This is a genomic window from Pseudoalteromonas sp. APAL1 (assembly GCF_021532475.1).
GTDB lineage: Bacteria > Pseudomonadota > Gammaproteobacteria > Enterobacterales > Alteromonadaceae > Pseudoalteromonas > Pseudoalteromonas lipolytica_C.
Genome location: NZ_JAKGAW010000026.1, coordinates 26,500 through 42,227, shown reverse-complemented (window position 1 = coordinate 42,227; position 15,728 = coordinate 26,500). Strand labels below are relative to the sequence as shown.

At 41.9% G+C, this 15,728-nt stretch carries 13 protein-coding genes; 4 read left to right on the top strand and 9 right to left on the bottom strand.

The genetic code is table 11. The features are described from left to right. Nucleotides 1-10: 10 nt before the first annotated feature. The 4 genes from L1264_RS13485 to L1264_RS13470 all read left to right on the top strand — a co-directional run bounded on the left by L1264_RS13485 (nucleotide 11) and on the right by L1264_RS13470 (nucleotide 5,492). Nucleotides 11-1,633 (top strand): ATP-binding protein, encoded by a 1,623-nt coding sequence (locus tag L1264_RS13485; protein ID WP_138558112.1) that lies wholly within the window; start codon nucleotides 11-13, stop codon nucleotides 1,631-1,633. Nucleotides 1,634-1,669: 36 nt separating this feature from the next. Beyond that, a complete protein-coding gene (locus tag L1264_RS13480; protein ID WP_135922982.1) occupies nucleotides 1,670-2,398 on the top strand; it encodes a response regulator in 729 nt (242 codons plus the stop codon). Nucleotides 2,399-2,607: 209 nt separating this feature from the next. Beyond that, entirely contained in the window at nucleotides 2,608-4,695 is a 2,088-nt protein-coding gene (fusA, locus tag L1264_RS13475) for an elongation factor G (RefSeq protein WP_135922981.1), read from the top strand. A gap of 398 nt (nucleotides 4,696-5,093) precedes the next feature. Continuing rightward, nucleotides 5,094-5,492, top strand: a complete 399-nt coding sequence (locus L1264_RS13470) for a hypothetical protein (protein WP_199527236.1) — start codon at nucleotides 5,094-5,096, stop codon at nucleotides 5,490-5,492. Nucleotides 5,493-5,562: 70 nt separating this feature from the next. On the opposite strand, the gene L1264_RS13465 is transcribed toward L1264_RS13470, so the two are convergent. The 9 genes from L1264_RS13465 to ubiB all read right to left on the bottom strand — a co-directional run bounded on the left by L1264_RS13465 (nucleotide 5,563) and on the right by ubiB (nucleotide 15,724). Then, the gene (locus tag L1264_RS13465; protein ID WP_199527211.1) at nucleotides 5,563-8,325 is read right to left on the bottom strand and encodes an ExeM/NucH family extracellular endonuclease; all 2,763 of its coding nucleotides are present in this window, start codon (nucleotides 8,323-8,325) and stop codon (nucleotides 5,563-5,565) included. A 125-nt stretch (nucleotides 8,326-8,450) separates the two neighbouring features. Beyond that, on the bottom strand, nucleotides 8,451-9,467 hold the full coding sequence (gene hemB / locus L1264_RS13460; RefSeq protein ID WP_199527212.1) for a porphobilinogen synthase: 1,017 nt from the start codon (nucleotides 9,465-9,467) through the stop codon (nucleotides 8,451-8,453). Between the two features lie 13 nt (nucleotides 9,468-9,480). After that, nucleotides 9,481-11,337: a sensor domain-containing diguanylate cyclase gene (locus tag L1264_RS13455; protein WP_138558116.1), complete on the bottom strand. Its 1,857-nt coding sequence runs from the start codon at nucleotides 11,335-11,337 to the stop codon at nucleotides 9,481-9,483. Nucleotide 11,338: 1 nt separating this feature from the next. After that, nucleotides 11,339-12,121, bottom strand: coding sequence for a TatD family hydrolase (locus L1264_RS13450; protein WP_135922976.1), 783 nt, complete (start codon nucleotides 12,119-12,121; stop codon nucleotides 11,339-11,341). After that, nucleotides 12,121-12,675 carry a hypothetical protein gene (locus L1264_RS13445; protein ID WP_135922975.1) on the bottom strand — a complete coding sequence of 185 codons (555 nt, stop codon included), beginning with the start codon at nucleotides 12,673-12,675 and terminating at the stop codon, nucleotides 12,121-12,123. The genes L1264_RS13450 and L1264_RS13445 overlap by 1 nt, the downstream gene beginning before the upstream one ends. Nucleotide 12,676: 1 nt before the next feature. Beyond that, nucleotides 12,677-13,417 (bottom strand): twin-arginine translocase subunit TatC, encoded by a 741-nt coding sequence (gene tatC / locus L1264_RS13440; protein WP_199527213.1) that lies wholly within the window; start codon nucleotides 13,415-13,417, stop codon nucleotides 12,677-12,679. A gap of 50 nt (nucleotides 13,418-13,467) precedes the next feature. After that, nucleotides 13,468-13,800: a Sec-independent protein translocase protein TatB gene (tatB, locus tag L1264_RS13435; protein ID WP_135922973.1), complete on the bottom strand. Its 333-nt coding sequence runs from the start codon at nucleotides 13,798-13,800 to the stop codon at nucleotides 13,468-13,470. A gap of 5 nt (nucleotides 13,801-13,805) precedes the next feature. After that, nucleotides 13,806-14,045 carry a twin-arginine translocase TatA/TatE family subunit gene (tatA, locus tag L1264_RS13430; protein ID WP_135922972.1) on the bottom strand — a complete coding sequence of 80 codons (240 nt, stop codon included), beginning with the start codon at nucleotides 14,043-14,045 and terminating at the stop codon, nucleotides 13,806-13,808. A gap of 77 nt (nucleotides 14,046-14,122) precedes the next feature. After that, nucleotides 14,123-15,724 carry a ubiquinone biosynthesis regulatory protein kinase UbiB gene (gene ubiB, locus L1264_RS13425; RefSeq protein ID WP_199527214.1) on the bottom strand — a complete coding sequence of 534 codons (1,602 nt, stop codon included), beginning with the start codon at nucleotides 15,722-15,724 and terminating at the stop codon, nucleotides 14,123-14,125. Nucleotides 15,725-15,728 lie beyond the last annotated feature (4 nt).

Sequence of the window (15,728 nt, the reverse complement as noted above, 5' to 3'; positions counted from 1 at the left end):
AGGCACTGATATGAGATACACCAATAAGCTAAACCCATTTCAGCATGTGGTTAAAAAACCAAAGCGCTTAGAAACGCGACTCATCATTTGGGTTACCGGTCTATGTGTTTTGCAAGCTGTGTTGTTTGGCGCTTTGGTGTATCAGATCACTGCAGAAAGCTTGCATAGCCACATGGGTGATAAAGCACTTTCGCTAGCAACCAGTATTGCCTCACGAGATGACGTGCAAAATGCATTACAAACCAAGCAAGGGCTTGATGAGTTAAATACGCAAATAGAGCATATTCGTGAACTAACCGCAGCGAGCTTTATTGTTATCGGTGATAGGAATACCCGCCGTATTGTTCATCCCGACTCTGACAAGCTGGGTAAACCTATGGTGGGTGGTGATAGTAAAGCGGCGCTACGTGGTGAGCGGTATGTCTCGATTGCAAAAGGGAGTTTGGGCGAATCTATCCGTGGCAAAGTACCCGTGCTTTCAGAGCAGGGCGAAGTTATCGGCTTGGTTTCGGTTGGCTTTTTAGTGCAATCAATTGAACCGCTTATTCGTGCTCGTAGTGCTGAAATCATGCTTTGGGGCTTGTTGTTAGTTGGTTTAAGTATTTTGGCTGCGGTGTATATCGGTCAACGGGTACGTAATGCTATTTTTGGTTTACAGCCTGACGAAATAGCACGGTTGTTCTCTGAGCAAGATGCTATTTTGAATACCGTTCGTAGTGGCATTATCGCCCTCGATCCTGAAGGTAACGTACGTAACTTAAACCAGCGCGCTTGCGAAATCCTCGGTAAACCGACCAGCTGTATCCATCAGCCACTTAAGCTTGAAGATTTGCTTCCTGAACATGCTGAATTTTTAATGCATAACCAACAGCGTCCGATTGTTGGTTTTGAATTATTTGCCGCCGATAAACGCATTGTGTTGTCGCGATATGCATTGCAAGTGCAAGGTGAGGCTGATGGTATTTTGCTGAGTATGCGCCCTGCGGATGAGCTTGAATATTTATCGCAGCAATTAACCAAAGTACAAGCTTTTGCTGAGTTATTACGAGTGCAAACTCATGATTACTCAAACAAGCTAAACTTAATTGGTGCGTTAATTCAAATGGGGCAAACAGAGCAGGCCATTGAGTTAATTGGTCAAGAAAGCAAAGGCTCGCAAGCGCAGATCCATCACTTACTCGAAAGGATCCAAGATCCAGTGCTAGCTGGTTTACTGGTCGGTAAATACCACAAAGCCCGTGAACTTAATGTAATCCTTGAGCTTAATCCAGACAGCTTACTAGGATCGATCACCCGTAAAGATATGCTAGAGCGGGTTGTCTCGATACTTGGCAATTTGATTGATAACGCAATTGAAGCTGCTATTAGAGCCAGTGATACACGTACCCCTAAGGTTCGTGTTACGGTTGACGAAACCAGTAAAACATTATTGTTTGATGTTGAAGACAGTGGCTTTGGTTTAGGCGATGACAAGGATGTAGTATTTACACCACAATACAGCTCTAAGTCAGGGGCTGAACATGGTATTGGCCTTTATTTGGTTAAAACCAACTTAGATTCGTGTCGTGGTAGTTTAGAAATAGGTGAGTCTGATCTCATGGGTGCACGTTTAAGTGTCTACATTCCAAAATAATAAAAACGATCAGCCTATAAATAAAAGGTAAAGAACATGACTTACTCGGTTGTCATTGTTGAAGACGAAGTAGAAGTTGCCCAGTTATTGGCGCAATACTTATTACTTCCTCATGGCGTTGCTGGCCAGCAAGGGGCACGGCAAACACTGCGTCAGGGGCAATATCAGGTTGTGGGTATTGCAGGCAATCTTGCCACAGCGAAAGCGCTGTTATCGGCAATTAATGCTGATTTAATTTTGCTAGATATTCATTTACCTGATGGCAATGGTCTTGATTTACTCAATGAACTACGCCGCGAAGAAATGAAAAGCGAAGTAATGCTGCTAACTGCAGCAAAAGAAGTAGAAACTCTTGAAAAGGCTATGCAGCTTGGTGCCTGTGATTTCTTGGTTAAACCATTAATGCTAAACCGCTTAGATCAAGCGCTGGCAAGATTTGAAGCAAGGCAACAATGTTTGTTGGGTGCTGATGAAGTTACCCAGTCAATGGTTGATACTTTATTTGGATCGCAAGAACAATTAAAAGCGCCAGTTAGGTTACCAAAAGGGGTAGATCAGCTCACTTTGCAAAAGATCTTAAAGGCTTTTAAAGCGAATATTGGCACGGCTTTTACTGCTCAGCAAATGGGTGATTTAGTTGGGGTTAGTCGCTCAACAGCCCGCCGTTATCTGGAATATCTGCTTGAGGCTGAGCAAGTCAGTGCTGATCAGAGCTACGGAAGTATTGGTCGCCCCGAGCGCTGTTACAAAATGACAAACAGCTAATTGCATCATTTATCGGGTAAATTACCGTTCAATTAACGATTTTAGTCATATAAATTCATTAATCGGCACGATAAAAAGTGCCGCTTATCCTGAGCATAGAAAAATTTTATAAAATTGATTGCATTTTAAGCGACTTCGATGGTGATGTTCGCTTTAAGTAATGCTATACTCCCGCCGAATAATTTTTCGACTTTATTAAGAGTAAAATAATGGCAGATTTATCGAAGTACAGAAATATTGGTATTTTCGCCCACGTTGACGCGGGTAAAACTACCACCACTGAGCGTATCCTTAAGCTTACGGGTAAAATTCATAAGACTGGTGAGGTACACGACGGTGAGTCTACGACTGACTTCATGGAACAAGAAGCTGAGCGCGGTATTACAATCCAATCAGCAGCTGTAACTTGTGAGTGGAAAGGCCACCGCTTAAACGTTATCGATACTCCGGGACACGTTGACTTCACAGTAGAAGTATACCGTTCACTTAAAGTATTAGACGGTGGTATCGGTGTATTCTGTGGTTCTGGTGGTGTTGAGCCACAGTCAGAAACTAACTGGCGTTATGCGAACGAATCAGAAGTTGCACGTGTAATCTTCGTAAACAAACTAGACCGTATGGGTGCTGACTTCTACCGTGTAGTTGGTCAAGTTGAAAAAGTACTTGGTGCTAACCCACTAGTTATGACTTTACCAATTGGTATCGAAGACCAATTCTGTGGTGTTGTAGACGTACTTGAGAAAAAAGCATACGTTTGGGACGAGACAGGTCTTCCTGAAAACTACGAAGTACAAGACGTTCCAGCTGACATGGTAGACAAAGTTGAAGAGTACCATGAGATGTTAGTTGAGTCTGCTGTTGAGCAAGACGACGACCTAATGGAAGCGTACATGGAAGGTGAAATGCCTTCACTAGAGCAAATCAAAGCGTGTATCCGTAAAGGTACTCGTGACCTTGCTTTCTTCCCAACTTTCTGTGGTTCTGCATTCAAAAACAAAGGTATGCAATTAGTACTAGACGCGGTTGTAGATTACCTACCTGCGCCTACAGAAGTTGATCCACAACCTCTAACTGATCCTGAAACAGGTGAGCCTACTGGTGAAGTTGCAACTGTTGATGCAGATGCGCCACTTAAAGCGTTAGCGTTCAAGATCATGGACGACCGTTTCGGTGCACTTACGTTCATCCGTATCTACGCTGGTCGTATGAAAAAAGGTGATACAGTACTTAACTCTGCAACTGGTAAAACAGAGCGTATCGGCCGTATGGTTGAGATGCAAGCTGACGAGCGTACTGAGCTTACTGAAGCACAAGCGGGTGACATCATCGCTGTTGTTGGTATGAAGAACGTTCAAACTGGTCACACTCTATGTGATCCTAAGCACGAATGTACTCTTGAAGCGATGATCTTCCCTGATCCAGTTATCTCAATCGCTGTTGCTCCTAAAGACAAAGGCGGTAACGAGAAGATGGGTATCGCGATCGGTAAGATGGTTGCAGAAGATCCTTCATTCCAAGTTGAAACTGACGAAGATTCAGGCGAAACCATCCTTAAAGGTATGGGTGAGCTTCACTTAGATATCAAAGTAGATATCCTTAAGCGTACTTACGGCGTAGACCTAATCGTTGGTCAACCTCAGGTTGCTTACCGTGAAACTATCACGAAAGAAATCGAAGATAGCTACACGCACAAGAAACAATCTGGTGGTTCTGGTCAATTCGGTAAGATCGATTACCGCATCAAGCCAGGTGAGCCTAACTCAGGTTTCACATTCACGTCTTCAGTTGTTGGTGGTAACGTTCCTAAGGAATTCTGGCCTGCAGTTGAGAAAGGCTTCGCATCAATGATGCAAGAAGGTGTTCTAGCTGGCTTCCCAGTGTTAGACGTTGAAGTTGAACTTTTCGACGGTGCTTTCCACGCAGTTGACTCATCAGCAATCGCGTTCGAAATCGCTGCTAAAGGTGCTTTCCGTCAGTCTATCCCTAAAGCGGGCGCACAACTTCTTGAGCCAATCATGAAAGTTGACGTGTTCACTCCAGAAGACAACGTGGGTGACGTAATCGGTGACCTTAACCGTCGTCGTGGTATGATCAAAGACCAAGAAGCAGGCGCAATGGGCGTTCGCATCAAGGGTGAAGTACCACTTTCAGAAATGTTCGGTTACATCGGTCACTTACGTACTATCACGTCTGGTCGTGGTCAGTTCTCTATGGAGTTCTCACACTACGCACCATGTCCACAGAACGTAGCTGAAACTGTAATCGCTGCAGAAAAAGAGAAAAAAGCTGCTAAGTAATTAGCCTTTTAACTTCTTTAAAAAAACCCGCACTTGTTGCGGGTTTTTTATTTCCTCAAAATCGATCACTTAATTAAGTGTACTGGTATTAACCTTTTATTCAGTCCTTCTTGATTATTGTATCCACCACAACTCATCCTTTAGTTATTATTTTTGTTTTTCGTTGATTCTAAAGTGTGGGTTGGTGTTTTTTAATATTATTTTCATACAAAATTAATGTTGAGATAAAAGACAGTACTTTTAGGGAGTTGCACTCTAAAAGTAGAAAGACGCAGGCTAAGTCGTTTTTATTCGCTTGTGTACCTATTTTGACCTGTGTAGAATTGCAAAATCAACCTGTTTTTTAGTTATTTTGTATTAATTTTCACCTTTTAACTATCAATTAAAGATTTATACTCATGAAAACGATTAAGTTAGGTCCGAATTGGATTTTACAAGGAAGCACGATCGCACTGGCTATACTTATTGCATTGATAAGCAGTTTTTTTGATGCTTCGTTATTAATTTTTATATTACCTGTGTTGCTTTTTTTTCCGGTATTGAGCTTGTTAGGGATGCGTTTTTTGTATTGTTACAATGCGGGAATATGCTATTCACTGGGCATAGGCAAGCGTTATATCAATGCTGAAGACATCAAGGGTGTAGAGTTTAAATCAACGACCTTTATAACAATATTTAAGGTTTTTCTTGAGAATGGTAAAACATATAGCTTTTTTAATTGGCAAATCGATGAGCAGCAACAGAGCGCAATAACAGCTCTCTACCAACCAGATGAGCAACGTAAAGAAGCAATTTAAGCATCCTGTTACTCCATTAAAAAATTAAAAAGGCCGCAAAAGCGGCCTTTTTAGTTATTGATTTTGCAGTCTATTTTTTCATACGACGGCGTAATACAAATGGTAAAGAAAGTAAGCTTAACCAAGCAAATGAACCTGAATCATTATCTTTAGGCTGTTCTTCAACTTCGTCAGGAGTATCATCTGCTTCATCGTTAGTGATATTGATGTTAAGTTGCTGCTCTTGTGACAAGTTACCCGCGCTATCTTCAGCACGAACCATGAGTGTTAATGTATCTTGTTGTTCGTAATCAAGTACTTTAGCTACAGTGATTTCACCTGTTGCGCTGATTGCGATTGCATCAGCATGCTCACCAGTAATATTAAAGCTTACAACAGGTGTGTAATCAGCATCACCATCAGAGAATACAAGTTGTCCAATAACAGTACCTACCTCGCTATTTTCAACAATATTAAACGTTTGGTTTGCCTCGATTACAGGCGCCTGCTCTGCAGGAATAGGCTCTGCAGATTTAATATCAACAATCACAGGATCATGGTCTGATGCACGGTATGCGTTATCAGCATAAAGACCAGCTTGCTGTGTTGAAGACTTAAATTCAAGGTTATAGTCTAGGCTGATTGGTTCGTCCGCATTAATGTGCCAATCTGTCGCCGCAACGACTTTGCCAAGTAATGACTCAGATACTAGTGCGTGGTCAAGGCTACCAATTCTGCCAGAGAAGCTATAAGAGTAACCTAAGGTGTCGCCGTCTAATTCAGCAACTGCACTCTTAAGGCCTTTATCTGCAAATGCACGGATTGGATCTTCCATTGCATAAGCGTTCATATCACCTACTAAGATGATGTCTTCATCTTCAATCTCAGTTGGGTAAGTCGCTAACCAATCGGCATACGCATTAGCACCTGCAACACGGATTTCATTCCAACATGCTTGGCCATCACCTAAGTCAGCATTGTTGCCCTCAGCGCTGCCACAGCCACCTTTAGATTTTAAGTGTGCAACTGCAACCGTGAAGATTTCTTCGCTTTCAAGCGATTGGAAGCTTTGTGCAATTGGCGGGCGATTGCTGTAATCGAAAGGTGCTACTGTGGTATGAGCTGCCTTACCAACTTCAGTTACTTTATTTGAGCGATAAATCAGTGCTGTTGTGATTGCATCAGTACCAATTTGATCAACTTCAAAGTCCACAAAAGCGTAGCTATTTTCTGTATCTTCATCATTGAGTGCTTTTACTAGGCTGGCAATTGCACTGTTTTCACCGAAACCATCGTTTTCGATTTCCATTAAACCGATTACATCCGCCTGAATAGCAGTGATTGCGCTAACGATTTTCGCTTGCTGACGAATAAACTCTTCTTCGCTGTCTGCTCCGCGGCTTGTTGGGAAGCCACCGCCTTGACCGTCGCCATTAAAGTAGTTTAATACGTTAAAGCTAGCTACTCGTAAATCAGCACCTTCTGCAAGCTCTGGTGCATCTGTACGCGGGTTTGATGCAATAAACTCAGGTTGTACTGTCGGGTGAATACGGTAACGGTCGAAGCTGTAGCCCATCACACCGGTAATAGTATTAACAGTGTCACCCAAACGTAATGTGTTATAGGCATCAAGACCAGTGCCAGGATAGGCAATTGGGTCAAGATTTTGTTTTGTTGAACCATCATCAAGTAAGATTTGTTTTTTCAGGTTTTCAGCTTCAACAGCATTGGCTGCATCGCCTGGCAGCGCAACTTGAGTACCTTGGTATAAACGTTCAGTACCTAAGTCAACTTCACCATAGCGACCAAGACCGTAGTTGTTATTAACCACGAGAGGTTGCGCTATGGTAACTAACATACCTTCGTAAGCTTCAAGGTCTGCAACGTCGGCAACTGGCAGAGTGATAGCGGTTGCATCGGTAGATAAACCTGTCGCACAGATCTCTACTTGGCTAACATCACCTAGCTGTGTTGCGCTGAAGTATTCAGCCACGCTACCTTTAACACGTACGTGGTCACCAACAGCAACGTCGGTATCTGCGAAATAAACGAATACACCTTCAGAGGTAAGTGGGTTTGTATCAACATCAGCAGCCAGTGAGCTAATGAAGAAACCTTTTAGTTGCTCATCACCTTGGAAGTCAGCTGTAACAACACCTTCAACTTCGACCTCAGTATTAATTAGTGGGCTATCACCCCCTTCACCTTGAATTGCGCTAATTAGCGTTTTTGTTGCGCCACACTCAAGTGGTGTTACTGGATCGGGTTCAGGTGTTGGCTCTGTGCTATCACCGTATAAACCAATATTGCTGAAATCGTCTTGGTCGAATTGTTGCCACTCATCGCTTGGATTGAATGCTGATGTTGCATCAGTACGACCCGTGGTCACGCTTGCTTTACGGCGTAGAGTTTTATTTTGTGTAGAAACGCCGCCTTCATTCCATGCTGAACCTGGATCAACACCTAGTTGGCCAAAGCTATCAACAATTGCGCCGTCTTTAGTAAGAACTAATGCATCATCACCGTTGAAATAAGTGATTGTTGACTCGGTATTGCCTTTTGCTTTTAATTCATCTGCAGAGCTTGGGTTTACAATAACGTAAGTCGCATTTGCAGCAAGTGTACCAGTTAAATCTAAGGTGTTATTAGGAGCACTAAGATCGCCGTTACCATTTGAGTATAAAGAAATGGTGTAACCATCAAGCGATAGTTCTGCACCTGAGGTGTTGTATAGTTCTACCGCTTTATTGTTAGAACTTCCTTCAACGTATTCAGAGATGATTAGGTTAGCTGAAGCCGGCGCGCTCAGGCTTGCAATTACAAGCGCGAGCGGCGTCAATTTAGTCTTTATCATTATTTTTCCCGTGTATGTAAGTTAATAGTCCCAAAATGGGACACATACTTTAAGGAAAATCTATGACAAATTAAATACAAATTGTTAATAAAACGGTAATAGTTGTACCGTTTTATATATCTAACTTAGCGTTGGTTGTTTTTCAACCATTGGGCTGCTTGTTTAGCAAAGTAAGTAAGAATGCCATCGGCGCCAGCACGTTTAAATGCTAATAACGACTCCATGATTATTGCTTCTTCTGCAAGCCAGCCGTTATCAATAGCCGCTTTATGCATGGCATATTCACCGCTCACTTGATACGCAAATGTTGGTACGCCAAACTCGTCTTTCACACGACGTACAACATCTAAATATGGCATGCCAGGTTTAACCATAACCATATCTGCACCTTCTTGTAGATCTAACGCTACTTCACGCAAGGCTTCATCTGAATTTGCTGGATCCATTTGATAGGTTTTTTTGTCGGCACCTTTTAAATTACCTGCTGAGCCTACCGCATCACGGAATGGTCCATAATAGCTTGAAGCGTATTTAGCAGAGTAAGCCATAATGCGAGTATGGATATAGCCTTCGGCTTCTAATGCTTCACGAATTGCACCGATGCGACCATCCATCATGTCTGAAGGTGCAACTACATCAGCGCCAGCTTCAGCATGTGACAATGCTTGCTTAACTAAAATTTCAGTTGTTACATCGTTAATCACATAACCATTTTCATCAATGATGCCATCCTGACCATGCACGGTGAAAGGGTCAAGCGCAACATCAGTGATCACACCAAGTTCAGGAAATGCTTCTTTTAATGCACGTACTGTTCGCTGCGCTAATGCATCTGGGTTATAGGCTTCTTCAGCCAGCAACGATTTTTTATCGCTTGGTGTAACAGGGAAAATAGCAATAGCAGGAACACCTAATTCAACGAGTTCTTTTGCTTCTTCAAGTAGTAAATCGATAGAAAGACGTTCAATGCCAGGCATAGACTCAATAGCTTCACGGCGGTTTTTACCTTCTAACACAAATACAGGAAAAATAAGATCATTAACGGTTAGTTGGTGTTCAGCCATTAAGCGACGAGAGAAACTATCACGACGCATGCGACGCATACGTGTATAAGGGAAAAGGTCGAGTCCTGATTGGGCCATTCGTTGTGTACTCCTAGTCTGGTAGAGGATAACTCACTACCCGATTACGCCCTGTTTGCTTGGCATGATATAAGGCTTTATCGGCATAGTCAGTAAATAAACTTGGATGATTGATGTCATCAGCTATTGCACTGTAAACACCTGCGCTTAAAGTAAATTTGAGCGTTGTTCCGGCCACTATTATATCAGCATTCTCAGCCGAATTGCGTATTTGTTCAGCAATTTCTATGGCTCCATCAAGTGGAGTATTGGGTAAAAGTACTACAAATTCTTCACCGCCATAACGAGCAACTTCATCAAGTGGCCGTTTTAAATGTGCTTTGATGATATTGGCAGCTGCTTGAATTGTTTGATCACCGGTTAAATGGCCATAAGTATCATTAATTGCTTTAAAATGATCGATATCGAACATGATAATGGCCAATGGCGTTTGTTCTCGGCGAGAGCGACGAACATCCATTAGTAGTTTCTTATCAAAGTAACGGCGGTTTTTGGTTTTAGTCAGCGCATCTTCCATATTGAGCTGTTCAAGTTCGCGGTTTTTCTCCTCAAGCTCGCGCAGAGTGACTTGTAGCTCGAAAGTACGTTCTTCAATATTAGCTTCTAGATTTTGTCGTGCTTGTTCTTGAAGCTCTAAGCGTTCTTGCATCAGGATATCTTGTGCTTTACTTTGCGCCAAAGCTGTCTGTTGTGCGGCTACTTCTGCATCACGTTGCATTATAAAAAGCTTTATAACAGCATAGCTCAAACTTAAGCTGCAAATTAAAAAGAAAATGAAGATCAGAGATTGCTCATTGATATATAAATTAAATGGATTAAATACAGCAAATGCACTGTAAATAATGGCAGAACAAAATGCTAATAGGCCAATAATAAAGGCAATACATGGCTGTTTATAGTCGCGATTAAACTGCTTAATTGCTATCGCTGTGAAGGCAAATAGCAGAATAGGTAAGCTTAATAAGCATAGCGAAATTGCAACATAAACAGGTAAAAGCCATAACACGAAAGTGGTGGCAACAACACTCCATGCAAACCAATTTTGCACGCGGCTTAAGCGAGTCTTTTCTGCACCAAAAATGTAACGTTGTAAGGGGACAAACAGTGCACAGCAAATAAAAAACAAGCTTGGAATTGTTAATTGCTGAAATGATGCCCCACTAGGTTGCAGGTAACGATAGCCAAAGCCATAAAGGTAGGCGAGTGATAGCCATAACAACATCAGCAAAAAGCCAGTATAGGCAAAATAGCTGCGCCTTGAAAAACCATAAAGCACTAAATTAGTGATTGCTAAAGAGAGAATAAAACCCACCAGTAAACCATAAAGTAAATTGAATTTACTCTTATGTTTTAGGTACTCAGAGGGTTCCCACAGACTTAAAGGCACTCTTAGGCCGCCGTTATTTTTAACTCTTAAATAAACAACTGAATGACTTGCTTTAGGAAGCGTCAAAGACACGAGGAGTGATTCATTCTTAATTTGTCGATTTTCTAAAGGAAGTGCATCACCAATTCGCGTGCTGAATTTGACATGATCACCTTGCAGGTGAAATACACTCACTTCGTCTAGTAACGGGTTATCAATAGATAAAATCAGCGGCAAGTCATGTAACGATGTATTTTCAATTGGCAGCTTTAGCCACAAAGGACTTAAGTTCATACCTAGGTTGAGCGTTTTGCCATGGTTAGTTTGCCAAGACACGTTATGATTCGTTAATGCTTGTTGCTTTGTTATGGGATCAAGCGTGTACTCAACATTTAGCGAATGAAGAGACTTAAAGTGTGGGCCAACGGTAATCGAGTTAGCCAGCAAGTAGGGAGTAAAAAAAACAACGAAGAGTAAGCCACACAGTGACCATAGGCGCTTCATCTTAACCCTTAGTGGTAAATAATTGCTGAAAGTTTAGTGTAGTGTGTTTTGCGACATCAGTAAATTCACAGCCTTTTAAATCAGCAATTTGCTGACATATATAAGGAAGGTTCTGAGGCTCATTGCGGCGCGACTTAGGCTTTGGTCTGATATTTCGAGGTATTAAGAAAGGGGAGTCTGTTTCTATCAGTAATCGTTCGAGAGGAATAGCAGGAATGAGTGCCTGTAATTGCTCGCCTCTTCGTTCATCACAGACCCAACCCGTAACACCAATATAAAGCCCCAACGCTAGGTAATTCTGTAATGCAGTTTCATCACCTGTAAAGCAGTGTAGAACGCCTCGGACCTTATGTTCGTTCAAGATTGCAAGCATATCTTCACTGGCATCTCGCTCATGCAGATATACGGGCATATCTAGCTGCTCAGCCAGTTGAAGTTGTCGCCTAAATACATTGCGTTGAATATCTCGAGGAGAGAAATCACGATTATAATCAAGGCCGCACTCACCTATAGCCACAACTTCATTATGTTGACTAAGGGAAATTAACTGCTCTTCCAGCCGATCATCTGCGGTTTTTGCATCGTGGGGGTGAACTCCTGCTGTGCTAAGCTGCGAAAATTGCTTAGCAAGGCTCAGAGAAGCTTGGCTGCTTTGTAAATCGCAGCCAATCAATAGCATTTGTGTTACACCGGCATCGCTTGCACGTTGTAACACTTCTTGGTGACGGTCATCAAACTGATGATTGCTAAGGTTGACACCTGCATCAACCAGTTGAATGTTCATTAATCTGTTCGTTTAACGCGAATCGAGCGGTTTTGACCTTCAATCCTTAATAAGAATGAATTGAAGACACCACGCTCAATAATTACAGTTTCATTAACTTTCAGTTTTATTTTATCAGAGCCGATTTGACGCCATTGTTGACCATTTTCAAGTTCGATGATTAGCTCGCCATAAGGCGCAGTTTTTACGCTTTTAACGATGGCGTTAATTTGATCATCGTTTACTTTTGCAACTTCTTTATGCTCTAAACCAAAGTCTTCATTTTTTGTTTTTACAATTTGCTCGCTTTGTTTAGTTGCAACTGTTGCTGCGGCCTCAGTAGTCGCAGTGGTAGCTGCACTAGCTGCAGAGCTCATTTTAGGCTGCTCAATTTGTTGCTTTTTTACCGGCTTAGATAGCGACTTACCTGCCATTACATTGTCGTAACAAAGTAAACGGTTAAAGTCGTTTTCAACAAAAGTACAGGCTTGTAATGCCTGTAAGTTAACCTCGTTTGCTTGGGCAGTACCAGCAATTGTTAGAAGAGCGACGAAAGGGATGAGTTGTTTTTTCATTTTATTCCTCTGATTCCTGTTGAGGTTTGGCGGTATAAAATGCAGCCAAAATTAAGCCTAATTCAAATAGTAACAGCATAGGTAATGCTAGTAATGTTTGTGACAATACATCGGGTGGTGTTAAGAACATAGCAATCACAAATACACCTACCACGATATAAGGCCGTTTTTCTTTTAAACTTTTCGTTGTTGTTGCGCCACTCCAGCATAACAGCATGATGGCAACAGGTATTTCAAACGCAATACCAAAAGCAAAAAACAGTTTTAAAGCAAAACTTAAATAGCTACTAATATCAGGCGCTAATGTCATCATATCAGGGCCAGTACTAGTAAAAAACCCTAAAATAATCGGTAGCACCACAAAGTAGCAAAATGCGATACCACCATAAAATAGCAAGATACTAGAGGCCAAAATAGGCATGAGCATACGCTTTTCGTGTTGATACAAGCCTGGTGCTATAAAACTCCAAACTTGATGCAGTATCATAGGAATAGCAGCAAATAACGCCACAAATAAGGTGAGTTTAAACGGTGCAAAAAATGGGGCTGTTACATCCGTTGCGATCATAGTAGCAGTGCTTGGCAAGTGTGCGATTAATGGGGCCGCAACAAAGCTATAAATATCGTTGGCAAAGTACACCAAGCTAATAAATATAATCAAAATGCTTAACAAAGCTTTCATGAGTCGATTTCGTAACTCAATTAAGTGGCCAACAAAGCCTGTGTGAGCTTGCTCGGTCATAGTTTACTATTCATCATCGTTGTTATTGACCACAAAAACAGAGTTTAAATTCACTTTTTTTCGTCATTATTATTAGTTTCTGCTTTTTCAGGCGTGTCTTTTTTGTAACTGTGGGTGACTGACTGAGCAGCCTTTTGAAGTTCGTTTACAGAGTCTTGCAGCTCTGGTGACAGTTCTTGCAAGTTTTGTTGCTCTGCTTTTTTTAAATTTTCGTGGAGCTCATGGATACGGAGTTCTTCGTTCACTTCAGCTTTCACTGAGTTGGCGACTGACTTTAACGTTTTTATCCAGCGGCTTACTGTACGAATTGCCACAGGCAAACGCTCAGGGCCTAATACAATTAGACCCACGATCAGTACGACAACAAGTTCCCACATCCCCATGTTGATTAAGCCTTATGGTCGTCTTTGCTTTTCTCTACGGTTTCTTTGCTTTGCGTGTTAGAAGCTTGTTCTATTTTCTCGCTTTTAGCGTTAGCTTGGTCATCATCAGACACCGCTTTTTTAAAGCCTTTTACTGCGCTACCTAAATCACCGCCGATGCCACGAAGTTTTTTTGTGCCAAATAACAACACGATGATTGCCAAAATAATGATTAATTGCCAAATACTGATACCACCAAAACCCATGGGTTACTCCGTTTTTATCAAATTTATTGAATAGACTTGTTTCGATTATACTCACCAAAACATAAATAGCACTTAGTTTATGCGCTACGCCATGCTGCAATAAAGCCTGCTACAGCAAGGCCTGCCGTAATTGCACTGGCGACTAAGTCATGCTGTAAATAACATAAGCCTGAAACAATCAAACAGCTACCAGCAAAGATACTTAGTAACAAAGGCTTAGCTGATTGCGGTGCTGGCAATTGTACAGGTTGTTGTTGACGTTTTAAGTTTTGATAAATTAAATCTGGTAATTCGGGCATTTTTTCTGCCCAAAATGGCAAATTCGCATACATTTTTTTCATTACAGCAAGCGGACCAACTTGTTCTTTGACCCAATCTTCTAGAAAAGGTTTAGCGGTTTTCCATAAATCAAGCTGCGGATACAGTTGTCTGCCAAGGCCTTCAACATACAACAGCGTCTTTTGTAGTAACACTAATTGTGGTTGAACCTGCATATTAAAGCGACGAGCCGTATTAAACAGGTTGACTAACACATGGCCAAAAGAAATTTCTGCCAGTGGTTTATTGAAAATTGGCTCACATACGGTACGAATCGCAAATTCAAACTCTTCAATGCTGGTATCGGCGGGTACCCAGCCAGAATCAACATGCAGTTGCGCTACTTGGCGGTAATCACGATTGAAAAAGGCAATAAAGTTTTCTGCTAAATAACGCTTATCTTCGCGATTAAGGGTGCCTACAATACCGCAATCAATGCCGATGTATTTTGGGTTGTGTGGGTTTTCACGAGACACGAAGATATTACCCGGGTGCATATCTGCATGGAAAAAACTGTCACGGAAAACTTGCGTGAAAAACACTTCGACACCGCGTTCAGCCAGCAGCTGCATATTGGTATTTTGTGCAAGCAGTGCGTCGGTATCTGACACTGGAATACCGTAAATACGCTCCATAACTAATACGTTATTACGGCTAAAATCGCTGTAAACAAAAGGAATGTAGAGTGATTCAGAATCTTCAAAGTTACGGCGTAGCTGAATCGCATTCGCCCCCTCGCGCATTAAGTCGAGCTCATCCAGCAAGGTTTTTTTGTATTCGTTTACAACCTCGATAGGGCGCAAACGTTTTGCTTCTTTTAATAATTTAGCAACTAAGCGTGCGACTTTTTGCATTAGCATTAAGTCGGCATCAATTTGCTCTTTAATATTTGGGCGAATGACCTTAATGACAACATCTTGAGGTGCGCCATGCTCATCAATTAAGGTTGCTGTGTGAACTTGAGCAATCGAAGCTGATGCCAGAGGTGTTTGCGAAAAGTCACTAAACAACTCACTGATATCATTGATACCCAGTGCTTTTTCGATAAGTTGCTGAGCAAGCTCACCTTCAAATGGTTCAACCTGATCTTGAAGTAATGCAAGCTCTAACGCGACATCATGAGGGAGTAAATCACGGCGTGTCGATAGCATTTGCCCAAACTTGACCCACACCGGGCCAAGTTCTTGCAAAGCAAGTCGAAGGCGCATACCAGCAGGTTTATCTTTATGCTGGTTACGTAACCAAAATAAGCTGCCACGGGCGAGCTTTGCAAACCAAGGTACTCTTTTTCGCGGAATTAATTCGTCTAAGCCATAGCTCAGTAGCGTTTTTGTGATGTAATAAAGACGAGCAGACGACACACAA

Excerpts from the sequence above, each read along its gene's own strand:
- L1264_RS13485 (WP_138558112.1), top strand. The coding sequence starts at position 11 with ATGAGATACACCAATAAGCTAAACCCATTTCAGCATGTGGTTAAAAAA.
- L1264_RS13480 (WP_135922982.1), top strand. The coding sequence starts at position 1,670 with ATGACTTACTCGGTTGTCATTGTTGAAGACGAAGTAGAAGTTGCCCAG.
- fusA (WP_135922981.1), top strand. The coding sequence starts at position 2,608 with ATGGCAGATTTATCGAAGTACAGAAATATTGGTATTTTCGCCCACGTT.
- L1264_RS13470 (WP_199527236.1), top strand. The coding sequence starts at position 5,094 with ATGAAAACGATTAAGTTAGGTCCGAATTGGATTTTACAAGGAAGCACG.
- L1264_RS13465 (WP_199527211.1), bottom strand. The coding sequence starts at position 8,325 with ATGATAAAGACTAAATTGACGCCGCTCGCGCTTGTAATTGCAAGCCTG.
- hemB (WP_199527212.1), bottom strand. The coding sequence starts at position 9,467 with ATGGCCCAATCAGGACTCGACCTTTTCCCTTATACACGTATGCGTCGC.
- L1264_RS13455 (WP_138558116.1), bottom strand. The coding sequence starts at position 11,337 with ATGAAGCGCCTATGGTCACTGTGTGGCTTACTCTTCGTTGTTTTTTTT.
- L1264_RS13450 (WP_135922976.1), bottom strand. The coding sequence starts at position 12,121 with ATGAACATTCAACTGGTTGATGCAGGTGTCAACCTTAGCAATCATCAG.
- L1264_RS13445 (WP_135922975.1), bottom strand. The coding sequence starts at position 12,675 with ATGAAAAAACAACTCATCCCTTTCGTCGCTCTTCTAACAATTGCTGGT.
- tatC (WP_199527213.1), bottom strand. The coding sequence starts at position 13,417 with ATGACCGAGCAAGCTCACACAGGCTTTGTTGGCCACTTAATTGAGTTA.
- tatB (WP_135922973.1), bottom strand. The coding sequence starts at position 13,800 with ATGGGGATGTGGGAACTTGTTGTCGTACTGATCGTGGGTCTAATTGTA.
- tatA (WP_135922972.1), bottom strand. The coding sequence starts at position 14,045 with ATGGGTTTTGGTGGTATCAGTATTTGGCAATTAATCATTATTTTGGCA.